This window comes from Providencia sp. PROV205, from assembly GCF_028479505.1.
Lineage (GTDB): Bacteria > Pseudomonadota > Gammaproteobacteria > Enterobacterales > Enterobacteriaceae > Providencia > Providencia huaxiensis.
Genome location: NZ_JAMPNU010000005.1, coordinates 74,979 through 89,876, shown reverse-complemented (window position 1 = coordinate 89,876; position 14,898 = coordinate 74,979). Strand labels below are relative to the sequence as shown.

The 14,898-nt window shown below is 39.6% G+C and carries 16 protein-coding genes; 8 read left to right on the top strand and 8 right to left on the bottom strand.

All coding sequences use genetic code 11. The features are described from left to right. Positions 1–11: 11 nt before the first annotated feature. The 4 genes from manX to pabB all read right to left on the bottom strand — a co-directional run bounded on the left by manX (position 12) and on the right by pabB (position 5,230). Positions 12–980, bottom strand: coding sequence for a PTS mannose transporter subunit IIAB (manX, locus tag PR800_RS05430; RefSeq protein WP_206276852.1), 969 nt, complete (start codon positions 978–980; stop codon positions 12–14). 681 nt (positions 981–1,661) lie between these two features. Next, positions 1,662–3,026 carry an L-serine ammonia-lyase gene (locus PR800_RS05425; RefSeq protein ID WP_166264833.1) on the bottom strand — a complete coding sequence of 455 codons (1,365 nt, stop codon included), beginning with the start codon at positions 3,024–3,026 and terminating at the stop codon, positions 1,662–1,664. A gap of 280 nt (positions 3,027–3,306) precedes the next feature. Further along, complete coding sequence (locus PR800_RS05420; RefSeq protein ID WP_102138689.1) at positions 3,307–3,867, bottom strand: CoA pyrophosphatase; 561 nt, start codon at positions 3,865–3,867, stop codon at positions 3,307–3,309. Continuing rightward, positions 3,860–5,230, bottom strand: a complete 1,371-nt coding sequence (gene pabB / locus PR800_RS05415) for an aminodeoxychorismate synthase component 1 (RefSeq protein ID WP_272530354.1) — start codon at positions 5,228–5,230, stop codon at positions 3,860–3,862. Before pabB ends, PR800_RS05420 begins: the two co-directional genes overlap by 8 nt. Positions 5,231–5,354: 124 nt before the next feature. Between pabB and PR800_RS05410 the strand changes: the two genes are divergently transcribed. Further along, positions 5,355–5,534 (top strand): YoaH family protein, encoded by a 180-nt coding sequence (locus PR800_RS05410; protein WP_004253877.1) that lies wholly within the window; start codon positions 5,355–5,357, stop codon positions 5,532–5,534. A 180-nt stretch (positions 5,535–5,714) separates the two neighbouring features. Further along, positions 5,715–6,080, top strand: coding sequence for a protein YebF (gene yebF / locus PR800_RS05405; protein ID WP_102138687.1), 366 nt, complete (start codon positions 5,715–5,717; stop codon positions 6,078–6,080). Positions 6,081–6,157: 77 nt separating this feature from the next. On the opposite strand, the gene PR800_RS05400 is transcribed toward yebF, so the two are convergent. Beyond that, positions 6,158–6,388, bottom strand: coding sequence for a DNA polymerase III subunit theta (locus PR800_RS05400; protein WP_004253885.1), 231 nt, complete (start codon positions 6,386–6,388; stop codon positions 6,158–6,160). Positions 6,389–6,678: 290 nt separating this feature from the next. Between PR800_RS05400 and ftnA the strand changes: the two genes are divergently transcribed. The 4 genes from ftnA to PR800_RS05380 all read left to right on the top strand — a co-directional run bounded on the left by ftnA (position 6,679) and on the right by PR800_RS05380 (position 9,109). Then, complete coding sequence (gene ftnA / locus PR800_RS05395; RefSeq protein WP_102138686.1) at positions 6,679–7,182, top strand: non-heme ferritin; 504 nt, start codon at positions 6,679–6,681, stop codon at positions 7,180–7,182. Positions 7,183–7,412: 230 nt separating this feature from the next. Continuing rightward, complete coding sequence (gene copC, locus PR800_RS05390) at positions 7,413–7,799, top strand: copper homeostasis periplasmic binding protein CopC (RefSeq protein ID WP_102138685.1); 387 nt, start codon at positions 7,413–7,415, stop codon at positions 7,797–7,799. Between the two features lies 1 nt (position 7,800). Continuing rightward, on the top strand, positions 7,801–8,697 hold the full coding sequence (gene copD, locus PR800_RS05385) for a copper homeostasis membrane protein CopD (protein ID WP_166264842.1): 897 nt from the start codon (positions 7,801–7,803) through the stop codon (positions 8,695–8,697). A gap of 64 nt (positions 8,698–8,761) precedes the next feature. Then, positions 8,762–9,109 (top strand): DUF2511 domain-containing protein, encoded by a 348-nt coding sequence (locus PR800_RS05380; RefSeq protein WP_102138683.1) that lies wholly within the window; start codon positions 8,762–8,764, stop codon positions 9,107–9,109. Between the two features lie 440 nt (positions 9,110–9,549). Here PR800_RS05380 and PR800_RS05375 read toward each other — a convergent pair whose 3' ends face one another. From PR800_RS05375 to yebS, 3 genes are all read right to left on the bottom strand, one after another. Continuing rightward, positions 9,550–9,783 carry a DUF1480 family protein gene (locus tag PR800_RS05375; RefSeq protein WP_102138682.1) on the bottom strand — a complete coding sequence of 78 codons (234 nt, stop codon included), beginning with the start codon at positions 9,781–9,783 and terminating at the stop codon, positions 9,550–9,552. 148 nt (positions 9,784–9,931) lie between these two features. Further along, positions 9,932–12,271 carry a PqiB family protein gene (locus tag PR800_RS05370; protein WP_272530353.1) on the bottom strand — a complete coding sequence of 780 codons (2,340 nt, stop codon included), beginning with the start codon at positions 12,269–12,271 and terminating at the stop codon, positions 9,932–9,934. Further along, positions 12,246–13,472: a membrane integrity lipid transport subunit YebS gene (yebS, locus tag PR800_RS05365; RefSeq protein ID WP_231068127.1), complete on the bottom strand. Its 1,227-nt coding sequence runs from the start codon at positions 13,470–13,472 to the stop codon at positions 12,246–12,248. The genes PR800_RS05370 and yebS overlap by 26 nt, the downstream gene beginning before the upstream one ends. A 132-nt stretch (positions 13,473–13,604) precedes the next feature. Here yebS and PR800_RS05360 point away from each other — a divergent pair, with 132 nt between their 5' ends. Beyond that, positions 13,605–14,087: a GAF domain-containing protein gene (locus PR800_RS05360; protein WP_195697169.1), complete on the top strand. Its 483-nt coding sequence runs from the start codon at positions 13,605–13,607 to the stop codon at positions 14,085–14,087. 110 nt (positions 14,088–14,197) lie between these two features. After that, positions 14,198–14,887, top strand: coding sequence for an RNA chaperone ProQ (proQ, locus tag PR800_RS05355; protein WP_102138678.1), 690 nt, complete (start codon positions 14,198–14,200; stop codon positions 14,885–14,887). The last annotated feature ends 11 nt before the right edge of the window (positions 14,888–14,898 follow it).

Below are 14,898 nucleotides of genomic sequence, written 5' to 3'. Positions count from 1 at the left end.
TAATATAAAAATTATTTTTTGAGCTTATTGATCAAGTCCATCATATAAACTTTGCTATCTGATGAGACTTTCCTAACTTCAAGTTCAATATTTTTGTCGTTCAAATAATTAAATGCATCAATGTCTTCTTGGTTGATAGATACGGCATTTGTGACCATGGTTTTGCCATCATGGTATGCCATACCACCAATATTAACGGACTTAATATCAACACCTTCTTCGACGATACGTTTAACATCAGTTGGATTAGTGAAAAGCAACATAACGCGCTCACCAGCGTATTTCGGGTTATTGTAGACGCGAATACATTTAGCCACATCGACAACATGCGCGGTGACACCGGGTGGTGCGACTTGCTTCAGCAATGTTGAACGAACTTGGTCTTTAGCTACGTCATCACTGACTACGATAATGCGCTTAACTTGGGTTTCTTTCGTCCAGCGTGTTGCGACTTGTCCGTGAATTAAGCGGTCATCAACACGAGCAAGTGCGATCACCATATGTCCACCGGGGCCGGCTTTCACTGGTGCTGGGGCGGGGGTGCTTGATGCGACAGGAGTCGGTTCTACTTCTGTTTCAGCTTCTTTGAATTTAAATGAACGAACACCACCGCGACCCGTTTCGAGTGCAACAGAGATAAGTTCATTCAATGATGGGTCATCATCACGGCACATGAAGGTTTCAACTAACATTGGAACATTCACACCAGTGATAATGTCATAATTATCATGCTCATTAACAATGCGACTAGCCGCGTTAAATGGACTGCCTCCCCATGTATCAACAAGGAATAAGACACCCTTTGATGTATCTAAATCAGTTAGCTTTTGGGTGTACTTATCAAATAGGGTGTCTGCGTTTTCCCCAGGGATAAAGTCAATAAACGACACATTATCTTGTTCGCCTATTAACATTTCGGTTGTTCGAAGAAGCTGCTCTGCAGCGACTCCGTGTGTACCAATCATAATAGCTATACTCACTATTTTTCCCTCATAGATAGATAAAACAAAACATTATCTGTCGATAAAATGGACACTTAAGTTAGGCGCCTTTTTATCAGTTTCCCCTGTATAATAATTTTAGCTGAATAATTACAAACATCTCATAATATTCATTAACTAGCTCATGGTGTTGTTAGTATCAATTACATTATTAGCATATCATCTTGCATTATCCTAAAAACTTGTTTCGCGTCAGAAAAATAAGAATATACCTAAAAATTGATATTGAATTGCATTTTGCTGCTGTTTATTTCAATTCAATGAAATTAATAATCTGAGTATTTTGTTTTTGTTAGTTTCTTGCTGTGTTATCGGTAACAAAAAAAGCAAATAAAATAGTGCGATATTGATTTTTAGAGTAAAAAACAACCAAATTTCAGTGGTGATTAGCTATCTCTTGTTCAGCTCAAAACAATCTTTAGCACAAAATAGTATTAATTTCGTTTTGATGTAACTTGTTGAATATAAGAAAACTGAGTTAATTCAATGGAAAAATTATGGGTAATTGATTAGGTGAATTGGATCATTTAGGAAGATAAAGGTGACTAAAGAATAACAAAAACTTTTTAATGCATATTAAAAAAGCACCCTCAAAATACTGTTTAAAGCGATAACAGAATAGAAAAGGGTGCTTAAGGCTTAAATTAATTGAGAATAAAATTAGTCACATTGTACTTTGATGGCTAACCCGCCTCGGGATGTCTCACGATATTTCGCATTCATGTCTTTCCCTGTTTCGTACATAGTTTCAATGACTTTATCGAGTGAAACCCGCGGCTCACTTGTTCTGCGTAGGGCCATACGTGTGGCATTCACCGCTTTAACGGATGCGATGGCATTACGCTCAATACACGGAACTTGCACTTGGCCTGCGACAGGGTCACAAGTTAAACCTAAATTGTGCTCCATACCGATTTCTGCAGCAATACACACTTGCTCAGGGCTGCCACCAAATAATTCGGCCAGACCAGCTGCGGCCATAGAACATGCCACACCGACTTCACCTTGGCAGCCTACTTCAGCACCTGAAATGGACGCATTCATTTTGTATAAAATACCAATAGCGCCTGAAGCTAAGAAATAGCGCATATATAACTCTGGCGTTACAGGTTCAATGCAATGATTATAATAAGCTAATACCGCTGGTACGATGCCGCAGGCACCGTTAGTTGGGGCAGTTACGACACGGCCGCCAGCTGCATTTTCCTCATTCACGGCTAAGGCATACATATTGATCAGATCAACCACATTCATCGGGTCATTAGATAGCTTACTTGATGAAGTGACCATTCGGTTAAGTGCTGGTGCACGACGGGGCACACGCAAAGGGCCCGGTAAAACACCTTCGGTGTTTAAACCACGCTCAATACAGGCTTGCATCGTCTGCCATACATCAGCGAAATAGGCTTCAATCTCTTCTTTGGTATGAAGGTCTAACTCATTTTTCATCATTAAGCTAGAAATTGAAAGACCTGATTTTTTACAATTTAGTAGCAGCTCTTCCGCAGAGTTAAATGGATAAGAGACTGGTTTACTATCAAGCGCTGACTCGCCAAAATGCTCTGCATCTACAATGAAACCACCACCAATGGAATAATAGGTTTTGGTGTAAATTTCATCATTACCTGCAAAAGCATGGATTGTCATGCCATTTTCATGCAATGGCAGGTTGTCTTGACGAAAATTCATGCCACCTTCATTAGGGAAGTCTACGACCTGAAGACCATTCGCTAATGATAACTTTTCTGTTTCTTCTACATTTTTGATAAAAGTTGGGATGGATTCAATGTCGACAGTGGCAGGTAAATTACCTGCTAGCCCCATAATAATGGCAATATCAGTATGGTGCCCTTTTCCAGTAAGCGATAATGACCCATAAACATCCACTGAAATACGAGTGACATTAGGTAATAGATTTTTGCTTACTAAATCATCGACAAATTCTTTCCCAGCCTTCATTGGACCAACGGTATGAGAGCTTGAAGGGCCTATGCCCACTTTAAACATGTCGAAAACGCTTATCACGCAGGACTCCTTAAAAAAAAGATGAAAATGTAGTGCATTATTTTAAAAGGCGCTACTTTACTGTTATTTAGTAGTGTTAACCAGTAAGTTTAAAGTATTTTTTGAAATAAGGTAGTTGCTGAAGGGTAATTGATTGTAAATAGCACAAAATGTCTGTGATGTGCTCAAAAAAGCAACAGGTGGTAGAGGTATATTTTGTCATATATGACGTCATATCTTGTTATCTTAAATAGATTTTACTGCAATACTGGCATCGTATGGTGAAAAGTTGTGTTAAGCGTTAATCCAATTGCAAAGCAAGTTGGTGAATAATAGAGGCGGTTAGTCCCCACACTAAATGGCCATTATACCAATAAAAAAAGATGCGATTATGTCGCCCTGAACGCTTAATATCGACATACTTATGACGTTGTAATGAAAGCGCATCAAATAAGGGAACTTCAAAGATAGCGGCGACTTCACTCGGGTTGGCTTGGTATTGAATGTTATTTGGCACTAAGCCAACGATTGGCGTGACTTCATAGCCACCGTAACTTTGTAAGGGGCTTAACTGACCCAGTACTGTGACTTTTTCAGGGGGGATGGCCACTTCTTCATAAGCTTCACGCAAGGCGGTATTGACGAGCGTGCCATCTTCTGGGTCACTAGCGCCTCCCGGAAAGGCGACTTGGCCTGCATGGGAGCGTAAAAAAGGAGAGCGTTGCGTGAGAAGTAGCGTCGGATTTGGTTTATTGATAATAGGTAAAAGAACAGCCGCCGATTTACCCGCCTTGCGTTCAGACTGGCGGGTAGCCGGTAAAGTAAACTGAAAACGACTGATAAAGTTATTCAGTTCAGTCATCGGTATTGAGCGCTCCTAATAACGGTAAGATCAGGCTTAATTTATCAAAAGTTTCTTGATACTCTTTGTCTGCTTGGCTATCTGCAACGATACCGCCGCCAGCCCAGCAATAAACCTGCTTTTTATACGTCAGTAAAGTACGGATAGTGATATTGCTATCCATATTACCACTGAAACTAATATAGCCGATTGCGCCACAATAGCCATGTCGACGATGGGGTTCTAACTCTTCGATAATTTCCATTGCGCGCACTTTAGGTGCTCCGGTTATTGAACCGCCAGGAAAGCATGCACGTAACAAATCAGTTGCACGGTATGGGCTCTCGAGTTTTGCCGTGACGGTACTGACTAAGTGATGCACTGCAGGAAAAGCTTCAACAGCGAATAATTCAGGAACACTGACCGTGCCTGGTTTTGCAACGCGGCCAATATCATTACGTAGTAGGTCGACAATCATCAAGTTTTCTGCGCGGTCTTTTACTGAGTTCGCCAGTTTTTCTGCTTGTGCAAGGTCATCTTGTTCATTATCTAGGCGAGGTAGCGTACCTTTTATTGGGCGGGTTTGAATATACCCATCTTGTAAACTGATAAAACGCTCAGGCGAAATACTGATAATTGCATTTTCTGGGAGGCGTATAAATGAAGAAAAAGGAGCTCCATTACGCTCAAGTAGCGCTAAAAATGCATTCCATTCATCGCCCTTATATTTGGCCTTGAATCTTTGCGCTAAGTTGATTTGATAGCAATCACCATTATGTAAATAGTCATGGATACGGGCAATATTATGATGATATGCCTCTTCTGACATATTTGATTGCCATGAGGTCGTTAATTGGAATTTGTTTTTACGGGGCTTCTTTTGGGCTTGTAGCCAAGCAAGCCGAGCTTCAACATCATCATAACTAATGAGTGTGGTGGTTTTATTATGATGGTCAACAATGAGTGCCCACAAGTAGATGCCAACTGCCATATCTGGAAATTGCAATTCTGTTGTTGCAATTTCAGGTAATTTTTCAATGCGTCGACCTAAATCGTAACTCCAAAGACCGAGGGCTCCGCCGTTGAAGGGACATTCAGTCTCTTCCTGATGTTTCGGTTGGTATTTATTAAGCAATCCTTGAAGAAGTTCAAAAGGATCTGATTCAGAAACGATAGGGGGCTGATTTGGCTCTGAGATGGTTGTTTCAAGCCGATAAGTCGTCAGTGTTGTAATGGGGTCAGCAACAATAATGTCATACCGATTATGGGCGTGTTTTGCATTACCTGAATGCAGTAACATCGCCCATGGTTGGTGTGCCAGAGGGGTAAAATAATCAATGGCTGTGTTTGGGCTATAAGGTAATTGGATTTTTTTGATAACCATAATGATGAGTCTAAATTTCCGCAAGTGAATCAATACAGATTAACATATATTCTTATCTTAATAGTCGAAGAGATGTTAAAATCTTAATCATTGATTTTAGTCTTTTATACATGAGGTTTAAACCATGTTTTCTGGTATGCCAGCACTTAATCACCAAGAACAGCAAGAAGCAGTTGAAAAAATTCATCAATTGATGGCGGAAGGGATGAGTAGTGGTGAGGCAATTGCATTAGTCGCTCAAGAAATTAGAGAAAAGCACCAAGGTAAAGAGCAGATCCATGTTCGTTTTGATGATGAAAATTAATAATCCGTAAACATACTATTAACATCCATACATAAACCTGATAGATTAATATTAGTTAAGTCATTCTATTTATCAATGAAGACTAGGTAATAACCAGAAGATAACTGGTATCTAATAGGCTGAAATAAGCCGCTAAACTAATCAAAAGTCTTTACCTATTAATAGGTATCGGAGGATGGTATGGAAGCGAATCAAAAAATTGCTGTAGTTTTAGGTGCTTGTGCGCTGGTTTTTAGCTCTTTTGCGTTAAGCGCAAATAGTGAAGAAGGTAAAGCTGCACCTTTCGTCAGTTGTGGTACGTTAACTGAGCCACAAATTGCAGCACAAGTGAAAAGCGATTTTATGCATAATCGTTTACCTCGCTGGACGGATGAAAAAGCGGCTTTAGGCAAGAAAGCGGTTGCATGGGTCAATGATAGTGAAGTCACTAAAACCGAAACAGGTTACAGGGTACCGCTAGTTGTTCGTGGTGCAAAATCTGACTTACATTATTCAGTTGCGGTAGACTGCCAGAATAACACCGTGACATATAATACGACGAAATAAATTTTTTAATCTTGAGAATCAAGGGGTAACCATTCAGGTTATCCCTTTTTTGCATCATTTTTTGTGTGTTCTTGGGGCTAGCGATTTCGCGGCTCATAAGGCATACGTGCAAAATTCTGTGATAGCTGGCGGTAGTATACTAGTCGCTCCCTGAAGTATTCTCTTAAATGTTCAGGTTGTTCTCGCTCAACAGCTTCAGCGATGATGGCAATATTATAGCGCTCTTTAAATGCAACACCGGAAGCCAAAAGGTCGACATTGACCTTATCCATTTCATCTTTAGGCAATAAAGCAAGATTGTGACTCATATTTGATCTCTACGGTTAAATTTATCCCTTATTATTGTAACTGGATAATGAGAAAAAATCTCAATACATTAATTGGAATAATGAAAAATAAGGGTTAAATTTATCCATTTATATATTTAGTTATTAAGAAAAAACAGGAAAAGATAATGAGATTGATTATTATTGTTTTTAATAAAAGTTATTAATTATCAGTAAATTGGATTTTTTTGTTTTAAGATTGTTTTAGGGTTTTAATTATTGTAATACTGTGCATAATATACTCATCAATGATTAACCGATAAGGCATAAATATGTTAACTACAGATATGGTCAAAAAATTAAACGAGCAATTAAACCTTGAATTTTACTCTGCAAACCTTTATTTGCAAATGAGTGCTTGGTGTAGTGACAAAGGCTATGAAGGCGCTGCTGCGTTCTTAAAAGCACACTCTCAAGAAGAAATGGAACATATGCAGCGTTTATTTGATTATCTTAGTGACACAGGTGCATTGCCACTGTTAGGGCAAATTGCAGCGCCACCAGTTGATTTCAAATCAATTAGCGATGTATTCAACCAAACGTACGAACATGAGCAATTAATCACCCGTGAAATTAATAAATTGGCTCATTTAGCAATGACAACACAAGATTATTCTACATTTAACTTCTTACAATGGTATGTTGCAGAGCAACATGAAGAAGAGAAATTATTTAAATCAGTTCTGGATAAACTGGATATGGTGGGGGAGTCTGGTAAAGCACTCTTCTTGCTAGATAAAGACTTAAAAAACCTGTCAGCAGCAACACATGTTTAATCGAAACACCAGTAAATAGAAACATCGTTTTTATTTCAACTTGATATAAAGCTCCCTAGACTTATGGACATGAATACGGTAATTCAATGTTCATAAGTCTTTTTCTTTTCATTTTGTGTGAAAACTCACAGGATAGGGCGATAAAACCCATTTTTAAGCGGTAAAATGGTTTGTTTTCCGTATAATGATTGGCAATTATTCTAAATTCACCTGCAAATTAAGAGGTTACTATGCCAATTAACCCTATTAAATCTTCATGGCGCAAACTCAGCGCAGTTGCCGTTCTTTTTTTAGGAATGTCTTTCCAGCAAGCATTTGCACATGCGCATTTAAAAGACCAGCTTCCTGCTGAAGGTACAGCAGTAGAACAAGCGCCAGAGTCTATCTCATTAAGCTTTTCTGAAGGTATCGAAGTTAATTTCACTAAAGTCAGTATTATTGGGCCTGAAAATAAAATTGTGAAAACGGGTAAAGCAATATTAGACCCAAGTAACGATACAAAAGTGATCGTTCCTGTTGAAGACAAGCTCATTGCTGGGAAATATGATGTTAATTGGAGCGTTGTTTCTGTCGATGGACACAAAACAAAAGGAACGTATAGCTTTACAGTGAAATAATATGTCACTAGAAGCTTTTTACACACTTATTCGCTTTGTTCATTTTATCGCTGCAATATTGATGTGCGGAATGTCAATATTTGCAGTGGTGCTTAGTCGCGGGTCATTTAATTATTTACTAAGCCGCTATCTGAATAAAGGCATTTTCTTCTGCGCCATCGTTACAGTGTTAACGGCCTTTAGCTGGATGCTTGCGCAAGCAGGTTTGATGGGTGATGGTTGGGAAGATAGTATCGACTGGGAGATATGGCAAGGGGTATTAGGGACGTCATTTGGTCAAATATGGCGTTGGGAACTTTTGTCATCCGTTTCATTACTTTTGGTTTTATTTGTAAAACCTATCAAATTACGATTAAAGTTAATATTGCTCTTTTCGCTAATCCTACTCGGTCTGCATGCTTTTATTGGGCACGCGGCGATGCATGATGGCGCAATCGGAATGCTTCATCGTATTAATCAGTTTGTTCATCTTATTAGTTCTGCCTATTGGTTTGGTGGTTTGTGGCCTTTTTTAATTTGCATTCAATTTTTACGCAATAAAAAAGAGATGGCTGAAGGGATGGATAAACAAATTGTGAATACCATGATGCGTTTTTCGCGTTTTGGCCATATCGCCGTTGCACTGGTTATCATAACGGGGATCATCAGTGCGGTAACTCTCTTGCCAGGTTGGCCATTAAACTACTCTGGGTCAGAATACCAATCACTACTTTGGTTTAAGATCATTTTAGTGGGGGGAATGCTTTTGTTAGCTATTATCAATCGCTACTACATTGTTCCGATCATTAGGCAAAAAGGGCGGGTAAATTACCTAATCATTAACAGTTGGGTTGAGTTACTGTTAGGCACTATGGCGATCCTTTCTGTGGCGATTTTTGCAAGCTACCAACCAATCTAGCTAAACTTTTATATTTAATTGATAATATGCAACGATATCTTCAATGTTTAATAAGGTCACTACCATGAAACTTAAACTCATTATTTGCTCTCTATTATTGGGTGGAACTGTGAGTACAGCTTTTTCTGCACCGTTAACATCCGTGAGTAAAAAACAATTTGGTGCTGATTGGCCATTTACTCGTGAGGAGGTCATGTTAGAGTGCCGCCATAATGGGGCTTTGGTCGTCATTAACCCGGCCACATTAATGCAATATCCACTCAATGAAATAGCGACTGAACTGATGAATAAGAAAGAGATAAAAGCGCAGCCTATTGATGTACTACTTAAGCCTATTGATAGCGCCAAGTCAGTAGAGGAAAGAATCTTGCCTATAAAAGAAGCCGCTGAAAAATTGTGTGTGGTCAATTAAGTGTATTGCCAATTAAAATTATCAGCCTATAGGAAAGTGGGGAATTAGAAAATTATCAATATTATTCAATATGTTGATTGATTGAAAGGTTTGAGTTATTGCATGCATAGGTTCAACCTATTAAACAAATAGTTCAACTTTAGAAAATTAAGAAATAAATTGTGTTAATAATATGTGAAATTATTGATAATAAACATGGTAAGAACGTGCATTGAAAGCTAGTATTAGAGTGTACTTTGTTACGTCTCAATGGCAATTTTAGCGCACGGCTCTGCCAGAGCCATTTCCCAAGGCCCGGTAATCGGAATCTACCAGGCCTCTTTTTTTGCCTATTATTTTGTTCGTTCTCATTTCATATCAGCTTATTAGTTCCTGCTCATTTATATGCTTAGCCACTCGCCTAAGTTTTAGTCACTCACCTAAGCATAGTAACAAAACGATTAAGCCAGTTTCATCACCCAATGATGATTTTCTTTGTCATAGCGATCACGGTAGAGTAAGACTGGTTTCTCATCTAAAGTTGCCGGAATACTTGTATGTTCGTCCCACCCATCAAGTTGCATGCAGAAGTCAGTATCAGAATCACATGGAATACTGACGGTATCGCTTTTGTGGGAAGCCATAATCGCATCATTAATTTCATAGGAAGATATTTTCAATTTCACAATACACATAACTGCACCTCACTTTATCCATTTTAACCATATATAATCAGCCCAACGAAGTTAAGCATAGTATAAATGGAATTAATTTCCAAAATAATTTTTATGGTGTGTGTTAGGAAAGGGTGCAATATGTGGTTAATATGCACCCTAATAGTGGTTATTTTTTAGGGATAGACGTTCCCCACGCCATGTAATCTTTAGGGGGTTCTAATTTTAGGATGAAATGCTGTTCAGGTTTAGCTTGTGGGGCTAAAGGCACTGATGGCGGTGTTGCAAGGGAGATACCACCACGCACAAACTGTTTGAACGTTCCGCTTTTGGCAACGCCACCCGTTAAGCCAAAGGAAAAATTAAAACCGGAGGATTGCCAAAACTCGGTATTGCTGCGAATAAGATATTGGTATTCCTTCCCAATACGTGTTGCAACATATACGCGATCGGAAAGCTCTCCCAAATATAGACCTGTAACGACACCGACTTCTAATCCTCTAAACAAAATAGGCGTGCCAACCTGAATGGCCCCGACATCACTAGCATCAAGGTAAATAGTTAAACCGTCGAGATAGCGCGAGTCTGTAATATTGGCGGTTTGTAATTCAAACTGATAACGGGTTTTATTATTCCGTCCCGGTTCTGCGCTAATATATGGTTGCAATATACTATCTAAATTATTTAAACCAGCGGGAGATAGTTCAGGGGTTACAACAGCGAAGCGACTTCCTAGTTTAGTAAAAGTACTGACATATTCAGGGTATAGGATCGCCTTTGCTTGCACTTCACGTTTATCAGATGACAATTTTAATGATTCAATTTGGCCAATATTTATACCTAAGTAACGGATTGGCATACCTTCGGAGAGTTTTGATGCATCAAATGTTGTCAGAGTAATGATGCTTCCTATTGCTTTCGCAGAGGTCTCATTTGGATAAAGTGTATGCTGTCGAGCAGTATTGGCGACGCTACCATCAAGGTTATCAAAGCTAATTGCACCGCTAATGGCTCGGCTCAGAGGGGCCGCTTGAACGGTTAAACCGTTACTATTAAGTTGAACTTTTGCGCCACCTTCAGCCCAAAACACACTGTTCTCAGTGAGTAAATGAAGATATTCATTTGAGATATTTACATTGATCGCAAACCCGACTTTGGTCGGTTTAATTGCAATGATTTTGCCGACGGCAAATTGGCGATAAAGAACAACAGAGCCAGCTTGAATGTCTGGTAATGTAGTCGTGTTGAGGGTGATAGTGGTGGGAGGTAAAGCCCCTAAAATACCCGCTTTTGCATTATCATCACTACGATATAAAGGAAACGTTTCGGGGAGTTTCTCTTTACTTTGTCCTGCAATTAGATGGATGCCGCCATCTAGCCATTCTTGAGGAGTAGCACCTTGGAATTGCACCCCATTAAGACCTAATTGGATATCCACCCGGCTATTAGCAACAAATTTACTATCTTCACGCACAAGGTGTTTGAACTCATCATATATCAAGATACTAAAATTGACTTTCTCAGTAGCCAAGTGACGCTGTAACACCTCGCCAATTTGAATACCTTTATAAACAATAGGTTGACCTTTATCGACACCGTAAGTGTCATGCGCCCAAAGTGCTACCGTAAGGGGGGATTTACCGTCTTCCTCTTCGGTTTTGATTATCTTTTTGCTACTTTGTAGGACAAATTGTTGTCCTTCTTCTGCTTGTGGGCTGTTTTGCGGTGAGTCAAAGGCAATCGCGCCATTGATAACTGCAGAAAGGCTTTCCATTTTTAGACTGGCACCAGACTTAAGGTCAAAATTGCCTTGAAGCCCTGATACATTCCAAAATTGGCTCTCTTTGCGGACTAAGTTAACATAAGGCTTTTTTACTACCGCAGAAATGGAAACACCCTTGTTATCAGGCAAAATAGTGTAGTCCGAAATATAACCAACAGGCACTTTCCGGTAATAAATAGGGGAGTTTTCATTCAATGAGCCTAGATCTGGAGCTGTAAGGTGAATAAGTAACTCACCTTTATCAATATTGAGTTGTGGGGGCGTATCTTGTGCAACAAAAGAGAACTGCTCTGTTCCTGTGCTGGGTAACATGCCAATGTAATTTCCACCAACCAGAGCATCAAGGCCAGAAACGCCAGCCAATGATGCTTTGGGGGTGACTAACCAAAATTTAGTGCCTGAATTCAAAGCCGGTCGCATGTCTTTATTCACACTAGCGGTCACAATAATGGTTTTCATATTTTTACTGATAGCAACAGATTGCACTAAACCAACTTCAACACCTTGGTATCGGATAGGCGTTCGATTGGCGACAACACCAGGTGCAGATGTAAATTCAATCGTGATATCCGTTCCTCGTTCAACCCAATGCTGAAACAAAAGCCAGCCCGCAATGAAAATAGCGACTAAAGGCAGCAGCCAGAAAGGCGAAATTTGCTTGCGTTTACGTAATATGGCTTCTGATATTTCCTCAGAGGGTTCATTTTGCGGGTTTTGATTTTCCATAAGAATCCCAAATTAAACGGCTATCTAACCACTCAACAGCCAAAATAGTTAAAATAACGGCTGAACCAAAATACAGAGCAGCAGGCCCCATAGTAAAAGACATCAGCTGATCTCGATTAACGAGTGTCATCATTAAAGCAATGACAAATAAATCTAGCATGGACCAACGACCAATCCATGAAACAAACTTAAGTAATTTCATACGTAGAATAGGGTCAGTATTGCTTTTGAAATGGACAGAAAACAGTAGCAATATCATGATAATAATCTTAATAAATGGAACGAGTATACTGGCGATGAATACAATAATTGCGATTGGCCAGTTGCCTGTATCAATTAAAGAAACGACTCCAGAATAAATGGTGTCCTCTAAGCGCTGTCCATTGAGATAAAAAATAGAAATTGGCATTAAATTAGCAGGAAATAATAATACCATGGCTGCAATTAGTGCGGCCCAGGTTTTTTGTAAGCTATGAGGCTCCCGAAAATGTAGAGGACGATGGCATCGTCTGCATTTCCCATTCCAATTCGCAGGCCCAGTGTAATGACAGGCAGTGCAGGCTAGTGTGCTATCTTGCGCTTCTTTATTATTAGTGGGATAAAATTTGTGCCATAACTCATCTAGGTTCATATGGATGAGAATTAATAAGCTGAGAATAGACATGGTAATAAAAGCGACTAAGCCATGGCCAATAAATACACTCGCGTAATCTTGCATTTTAATGGCGGCAATACCCAATGCTATCAGGTAAACATCTAACATAACCCACTCTTTGATATGTCCAAGCACTAAAAGGATCGGCCGGAGATTCAAATTGATGCGCTGACCAATAGGTAACAATAAAATTAAAATTGGTAATAATAAGGGGGCGGCAATAGCACAAAAAGCCACTATACTGGCGGTAAATGGGTCCCCTTGTTGATTAATTAAGCGAATACCTTCAATGACATTTGCGTTGATTTGGCTTCCTAATAAATGAATAGAAATGAGAGGTTGCCAAAATGCAATGGGGGCAAGCATCAATAATGTGATAGCCAGTATTGATAAACGATTAAGTGACCAAGATCGCCCATCATTAAGTTGGCTAAAACAGCGAGGGCAAACAACGACTTGCCGTATGCTGAATTGAGGCGTTAGTAGCTTCTGATTGCAATGATTACAGCGTTGAAAAAGCAAATCAGTGTGATTAATGTGGCTCATATTGACTCATTTTAGGTGGTTACCTAGATGTAATCTAGTGTAAAAGAATTTACCTCAAAGTGACAAATTGGTAATCTTAGGGCTACGCTTACAAATATTTGATTAATTGCTTGATTATTACAAGAAATAATTATGGATAAAAAGAAGTATTATCTTGAACTTTCAGACAATCTCTCTGCTCTACTTGCAGGTGAGTATGATTTAATTGCAACCTTAGCAAATACCAGCGCATTATTATATGAATGTTTAGAAGGTGTTAACTGGGCTGGTTTTTATCTCAGTAATGGGCAAGAATTAGTGTTGGGTCCTTTCCAAGGTAAAGTTGCATGTGTTCGGATCCCTTTTGGTAAAGGCGTTTGTGGAACAGCCTTTACCAATAACCAAGTTCAGCGTATAGAAGATGTACATGCATTCCCAGGTCATATTGCCTGTGATGCAGCAAGTAACGCAGAAATTGTCTTTCCTTTGGTAGTTAATGGGCAAACTATCGGGGTTTTAGATATCGATAGCCCAAATATTAGCCAGTTCGACCAGGAAGACGAAAAAGGGTTACAACACCTTGTAAGTCAGTTGTGTCAACACTTGGCAATGTGTTCTATGCCTAAATATCATTAAATAATGGTCAGTTAAATTAATAGTAACGTGGCAATTGTCAGCAACACGATTATAATGTCGGCTTGTTCATGCCCGTGAGGTTGGCAAAATCGTTGTTATCAGGAAATTTCATGGAAAATCAACCTAAGTTGAATAGTAGTAAAGAAGTTATCGCATTTCTAGCAGAGCGTTTTCCTCGCTGTTTTATCGCTGAAGGCGAAGCACGTCCGTTAAAAGTCGGAATTTTTCAAGACATCGTAGGGTGCTTAAAAGAAGAAGATGGTATTAGCAAAACGCAACTGCGTTCTGCATTACGCATGTATACTTCTAGCTGGCGTTATCTTTACGGTGTTAAAGAGGGCGCTAAACGCGTTGACCTAAACGGTGAAGATTGTGGCGAATTAGACGCAGAACATATTGCTCATGCGCGCCAACAATTATCTGAGGCTAAAGCTCGCGTTCAAGCACAACGTGCTGAACAGAAAGCACAGAAACGCCCAGTTGCACAAAAAACGGGTGAAAAAACACCGCGTACTCAAGATGCAACTAAAGAAAGAGCACCTCGCCGCCGTCCAACAGAGAATAAAGAACGTCCGCAAAATACATCATCTAAGAACTCTCGTCGTAATACACCAGCTCCAGAGCAAAAACTGAAATCAGTGACTGATATCAACGCACTACAGATTGGCCAAACTTTGAAAGTGAAAGTGGGCACTAGTGTGATGGACGCCTCTGTGCTGGAAATTGCAAAAGACGGTGTTAGGGTTCAATTGCCAACAGGGCTGGCAATGATTGTACGCGCGGAACATTTAAAGTTCTGATACGGAGGTCA

What these genes read in the sequence shown, in the direction of transcription:
- PR800_RS05420 (WP_102138689.1), bottom strand. Translation starts at nt 3,867, where the DNA reads ATGACTGAACTGAATAACTTTATCAGTCGTTTTCAGTTTACTTTACCG.
- pabB (WP_272530354.1), bottom strand. Translation starts at nt 5,230, where the DNA reads ATGGTTATCAAAAAAATCCAATTACCTTATAGCCCAAACACAGCCATT.
- PR800_RS05410 (WP_004253877.1), top strand. Translation starts at nt 5,355, where the DNA reads ATGTTTTCTGGTATGCCAGCACTTAATCACCAAGAACAGCAAGAAGCA.
- yebF (WP_102138687.1), top strand. Translation starts at nt 5,715, where the DNA reads ATGGAAGCGAATCAAAAAATTGCTGTAGTTTTAGGTGCTTGTGCGCTG.
- PR800_RS05400 (WP_004253885.1), bottom strand. Translation starts at nt 6,388, where the DNA reads ATGAGTCACAATCTTGCTTTATTGCCTAAAGATGAAATGGATAAGGTC.
- ftnA (WP_102138686.1), top strand. Translation starts at nt 6,679, where the DNA reads ATGTTAACTACAGATATGGTCAAAAAATTAAACGAGCAATTAAACCTT.
- copC (WP_102138685.1), top strand. Translation starts at nt 7,413, where the DNA reads ATGCCAATTAACCCTATTAAATCTTCATGGCGCAAACTCAGCGCAGTT.
- copD (WP_166264842.1), top strand. Translation starts at nt 7,801, where the DNA reads ATGTCACTAGAAGCTTTTTACACACTTATTCGCTTTGTTCATTTTATC.
- PR800_RS05380 (WP_102138683.1), top strand. Translation starts at nt 8,762, where the DNA reads ATGAAACTTAAACTCATTATTTGCTCTCTATTATTGGGTGGAACTGTG.
- PR800_RS05375 (WP_102138682.1), bottom strand. Translation starts at nt 9,783, where the DNA reads ATGTGTATTGTGAAATTGAAAATATCTTCCTATGAAATTAATGATGCG.
- PR800_RS05370 (WP_272530353.1), bottom strand. Translation starts at nt 12,271, where the DNA reads ATGGAAAATCAAAACCCGCAAAATGAACCCTCTGAGGAAATATCAGAA.
- yebS (WP_231068127.1), bottom strand. Translation starts at nt 13,472, where the DNA reads ATGAGCCACATTAATCACACTGATTTGCTTTTTCAACGCTGTAATCAT.
- PR800_RS05360 (WP_195697169.1), top strand. Translation starts at nt 13,605, where the DNA reads ATGGATAAAAAGAAGTATTATCTTGAACTTTCAGACAATCTCTCTGCT.
- proQ (WP_102138678.1), top strand. Translation starts at nt 14,198, where the DNA reads ATGGAAAATCAACCTAAGTTGAATAGTAGTAAAGAAGTTATCGCATTT.